Source organism: Enterobacter sp. 01-M-03-SI-ECC (assembly GCF_047530215.1).
In the GTDB taxonomy this organism is placed as follows: domain Bacteria; phylum Pseudomonadota; class Gammaproteobacteria; order Enterobacterales; family Enterobacteriaceae; genus Enterobacter; species Enterobacter chengduensis.
Map to the genome: position 1 here is coordinate 1 of NZ_JBLKDA010000064.1, position 5,074 is coordinate 5,074.

Sequence of the window (5,074 nt, forward strand, 5' to 3'; positions counted from 1 at the left end):
CAACAACCTGTTTGACTGCTTCAGTTTTAAACTCTTCAGGATAACGCTTACCGCTCATGGGCACCTCTCTTTAAGTCATCTTAAATGACTCTGAGGTGTCTGTTAAACGCGTGGCGATTCACCTCGCGTCCTTCCGTTCAGTATAGCCTCAGTCCCTGACACCACCCGAGAACGGAATGACGTCCCCTTTCTCCCTCCCGGTGTTGCGTTCAAGCTCCCTGACATACTGCTGTAAAAGTATAAGGTTATGTAACAGCTCTACATTTTCAGCCATCATCTTTTTGATTTCTTCCCTCAGCTCATTTCTCTGACGGCGATACTTTTCTTTCAGCTTGATCTGCTGCTCAATGCCCTGCTCATCAACCGGCGCGGTGCCCTGGCACGTTTTTTTCAGACTGCGGATAGCCTCCCTGACCTGCCTGTACTCAGGACAGTTATAATTCAGGGTGCCGTTTGCCAGCCCCGCTCGTTTTTCCACAGCATACTGGCTGATACGCTCCCCTGATAACATCAGTTCCCTCAGGGCCTGCTCTGCTCTTGCCTGTGTTTTTTTAACCCCCGACTGTTCGTTCGTCATGCTCTATTCATCCTTTTCAAAAAAGCGGACAGCATCTGCATAAAAATCTCTCTCAAGCATCAGAAAATCCCTGTCAGCCTGAGGAGCATTATTTCGCACGGCAATCTCCAGAAGGTTGTCATAATGAGCCATCCTGCGTTTCCACACGGGAACAGAATCAGCTCCGGCCAGCATGTTCTCACATCCCGGATTGCAGGACGCTGACTGAACAACCGCCTTAAACTCGCAGTCATGGCCATTCATGCAATAAAAACCGTTTCCAAGAGATACCAGTTTTTGCCCGCCTCGTTTAGCCATGCTCATCGCTTTTTTCAGTGTAGGAAACGTCATCTGATGTAAGTGCCCACCTCTCTGGGACATCAGTAACTTCCCGCCTTCGCCATAAAGCAGGCCTTCATGCTGATAAGAAACAGCCCTGGAAGCTGAGAGTTCGGTATCAACCCTTTCAATCTCGGCAGCGAATGCCTGAGGGATCGCCCGGCTAAAATGCGAAGCGTTGAGTGCACCGGACATATACCACTCCGTCATGCCTCTGATTAAGTGCTTAAACTGCCGGATAAGATCATTAGTAGAAATCAGATCAAGACGCCTGAGGTGTACAGCAAGTGAACGGCGAAACTGATGGGTTCGCAATGGCCAGAAAGCCCCCTCCCGAATCTCCATCGCAACGCGTTCATCATCACGTATGTTTGGATTTAAAAGCCTGAACTCATCAATATGGTCACGTCGGATGAACAGATGGTGTCTTTTCACAAATTTCTTTGCCCACTCAGTCTGGCGCTGCGTCCCCATAAAAGAGAGTTTTTGCTCCGAGAACCACGACCTGATATTTAAAGACAATGGAACATTGTCCAGCGTCTTCCCGTCCAGGCCTGTCATGATTTGATTAATTCTGCGTAAATGCTGAAAAGGCTTTTCCACATAGCGACAAACAACCCAGTCTTCGTGACTTCCACCTTCCGGGGCGAACTTATGCAACACCGAACGAAGTCCCAGGATATCACCATCATAAATCAGTGAACCGTGCATCACGCCAAGCACTTCGCTGTGTCTCATCCCCGACATGGCCTGTATCACATTCATGACTTTTAACGTCAGCTCAAAATGCCAGGTGTTCAGCTTTATGTGATCAACGCCAATAAAATCAGATCTCCAGCGCTTATTTTTATGTACCGAGAACCAGCCCTGCATCCCGGGGCCAAGTGTCGCGAAAAGCGCCCGAATTTCCCCGGCAACAATATTGTAGTAATACGCGGCCCGGTAATCCGGTATGCTTTTTGCTGTCCCTCTTTTACGGGCTTCCAGCATCGACGTATAGTAAGGCGAATCATAAAAACCGTTTATGATAGCGCACAGCCGGGAAAACCCGTCAAAATCGAAATCACTGATTTCAGCATCCAGTTCAGTAATCAGCCCTTCCCAGACAGACATCATAAGACTGAAAGGCATACAATATGTCTGGTTTGAATCATCCACACTGTTGTAACTGTCGAAGCTAATATCAGGAAAGTAACCGTATTTTCGAAGACGGGTATGACCTGTCAGCGAGATATCCGCCAGGTCCATAAAGTAATTACGTAATGTTCTTTCAGAACGCTTCCTGCCGTGCTCATCCTCCTCCTTCATCTTTACAATGAAAGCATTCCGGACAAGCGGAAAACGAAGCTGAAACAGACTGCGATACCCCATAGACTCAATAATACGGGCTCCCGCCACAATGTTTGCACATTTCCGGATCAGTGACTGCGTCTTCGCGGTCCTGCCGACAATCCAGAGCAGGCTGGCTGAGATGATTTTGGCTTCAAGACGCAGTTCAGGATCCCGTATGCCTGAAAAATTAACGGTTCTTAACGTTTCACCAATATGGGTTCTGACATAGCGATTGGTCCAGACATCATCCCTGAAATAAATATTCAGCGTCTCCTCATTGATAAAACGCATATCATGTTCATCTGAGCTGGCGATAACCAGGCAGTTATTCAGACGTTCAAAGCTTTTGTTTTCTAGTGCCTCACAGATGATATCCTCAGTCGGAAACTCATCCCCTGAACGAAGCGGCGTTCCGGCAGGAAACTCCGCCATTCGACTACGGCTTACCTCTTTTTTCTTCAAATCTGCCATACCGGAGCCACACCTTCTCGCTGAAGTTTAACGCGCGCTTTTTTCAGGGTCGCCTCATCTACCAGCCCAAGCCGTAAATCAATCTTCAGGAGTAACGTTTCATAACGCTCCACAGCATTGACCGAACCGATGTACAACGGTTTTCCATACTCGATAGCATGCCTGAATGACAGCAGGAGCCATACAGACTCCAGCGTTTCCACAACGCAACTTTTTGAACATTCGACACAATGAGAAAAATCCGCACAAGCCTTTGGTGTCCGGCCAAATCGTTTTTGCTTTTTTATAAAGCGCAATTCAATATCTGTAGGCGGCTCCTGCGATCGACATCCCAGGCCATTCAATAAAAGATCCACACCCTCATCGCTTCCACGCAGATCGATCCCCAGCTCATCAGCAACTTTTACCCGCTCGGATAACGCACGTGTCGCAATCCCCTGATTCATAAGCGTATCAAGTGCAGCACTGAAGTTTTCCTTCGCCCCCTGTGGGTTACCTGCAGCATAATTCCGCCTGTAAGTGCCCCAGTTATGCTGTGCTTTTTCCGCCGTAATCAGACCATTCTTTAATGTTCTGTCCGTATACTGCTCAGACGTTTTGCGCAAGCCAGAAACGGTAATTGATGGAAGCGAGGGATTAAGCTGCCGCATCGTGGCCCACGCCCCCTCAGAGTTAGAAAATTTAGTCAGATGACTGGGATTAAGAGAATAAAGCTTACGGAATTTCACCTGCGGCTCACTCAGAAACAGCGCCTGTACCGGAGGGAAGTTATCTGCGGAAACCAGATAGTTAACGATGTCGTCCCTGAGCCTGATAAAAGACAGAAACCAGTAATAGCCCGCACGTTTGGTCACATACTCCGATTTACCTATCGTCAGACGTATATACTTATTCGCTCTCCCCTTATAAACATAATCAGTGCTGATACCCTTTTCATCCAGATGTATATCATCCCGCGTCAGACCCAGAACCTGAGAGGTGTTTCCCCATGTGTGGTAACAGAACAGAAAAAAAGAAGTAAGAAAGTAATTTTCCAGAACGTCCCTGATGATGATCTCTGCCCTGCTGACCCCGTTCTCTCCCGGATACCGGAAATACGCTTCATAAACAGGTGCCAGCAAAGACGGTGAGAAATGCCGCACCCCTTTTTCCGATTTAGCGATATGCTCCCGGATACATCCCGCAAGGAACTCATTCATGGATGACAACTGCCTCAGGATCTCGGAAAGTTCATTCCTGGTATAGCTATCCCTTCCCTGCTGCTGATACGTTCCTTTCGGTAAGAATTCATATTCATACCGCCTCTGAATCTGCCCGCCCGTAAGCAAAAACCGGTTGACCACGGACAAGTAGTGTCTTGCCATCCTGACTGAAATTTTTCGCCGACGAATATCGTTCATGAGATGTTTAATATACATTTCAACGCCTTCAGCCGTGCCATAGTCATACTGATTGACTGACTGCCATATAAAAAACATATTGAGATAACGGAAAATGGTTAACCTTCCGGCGGGACGGTAAGACAGAAGAAATCGTTTCAGAGAGGCAATAAAATCGCGTTTTTCAGGGCGGGCAAGATGCGAATGTTCACTAAACCATCCGGGGAGCAACACATAATCTGAAAAATGAGCCTGAAGATAAACGTCAAGTAAATAATATCGGTTCAGATCCCGCTGAGTGATGTGTCCGCTGACCGTCTCCCATGACAGCACATTTTCGGCCATCCACGTTATCTGCGTTTCACTCCGGCTCATATATGGCTCCATCGCGACCTGCAGCACCGTCAATCAATGCGTCCATGACCCCGGCGACTGCATCAGAAATCTGGTTTTGCTGAAGAAAGACGATGTATTTCATCGTCGTATTTTCGCTTTTATGGCCCATCCAGTATTTTACTGTACCCAGCGCATTTGCGGCCTGATCGGGATAGCAACTCAGTGCCGAGCGTAAAAAATGGGTCGCAAACGTTGCCCGCAAATCATGGGGTTTATGTCTGAACACATTTCCCGGAGCAGACCGGGCCAGGCGATGGCGAAAACTGTACCAGCGGGAGTAAAAGGCTTTTTCAGACATCCGTTTCCCGTTTGCCATTAAAAATAAAGGCTCGTGCCGCCCTTCCCCACCCTGTCGTGCACGCCATTTTTGGATCTTCTTTTCATACTCCTCATCCGCCAGATAATCCAGAACCTGCTCGTACAATCGTCTGGTGATGAAGAGTTCTCGCGTCATCCCAAACTTCGTATGAACTCCGCATTTCGGACCAATATGAAGCCCCCTGATGGTCAACTCAGATACAGGGACACTGGCAAGGTACTCTTCAGTAAAGAGTGACGACGGCAGGGTCAGCATTTCATCCAGCCGTAGCCCACAATTTTT

4 protein-coding genes are annotated in these 5,074 nt (G+C 48.0%); all 4 read right to left on the reverse strand.

The features are described 5' to 3' along the window. Positions 1-148 precede the first annotated feature (148 nt). Positions 149-577: a hypothetical protein gene (locus tag ACMWKK_RS25575; protein ID WP_017384060.1), complete on the reverse strand. Its 429-nt coding sequence runs from the start codon at positions 575-577 to the stop codon at positions 149-151. A gap of 3 nt (positions 578-580) precedes the next feature. Then, the gene (locus ACMWKK_RS25580) at positions 581-2,698 is read right to left on the reverse strand and encodes a hypothetical protein (protein WP_017384059.1); all 2,118 of its coding nucleotides are present in this window, start codon (positions 2,696-2,698) and stop codon (positions 581-583) included. After that, complete coding sequence (locus ACMWKK_RS25585; RefSeq protein ID WP_007897920.1) at positions 2,686-4,452, reverse strand: hypothetical protein; 1,767 nt, start codon at positions 4,450-4,452, stop codon at positions 2,686-2,688. Before ACMWKK_RS25585 ends, ACMWKK_RS25580 begins: the two co-directional genes overlap by 13 nt. Further along, on the reverse strand, positions 4,439-5,074 hold a 636-nt coding region (locus ACMWKK_RS25590; RefSeq protein WP_406542958.1), incomplete at its 5' end, for a tyrosine-type recombinase/integrase. The genes ACMWKK_RS25590 and ACMWKK_RS25585, both read right to left, overlap by 14 nt.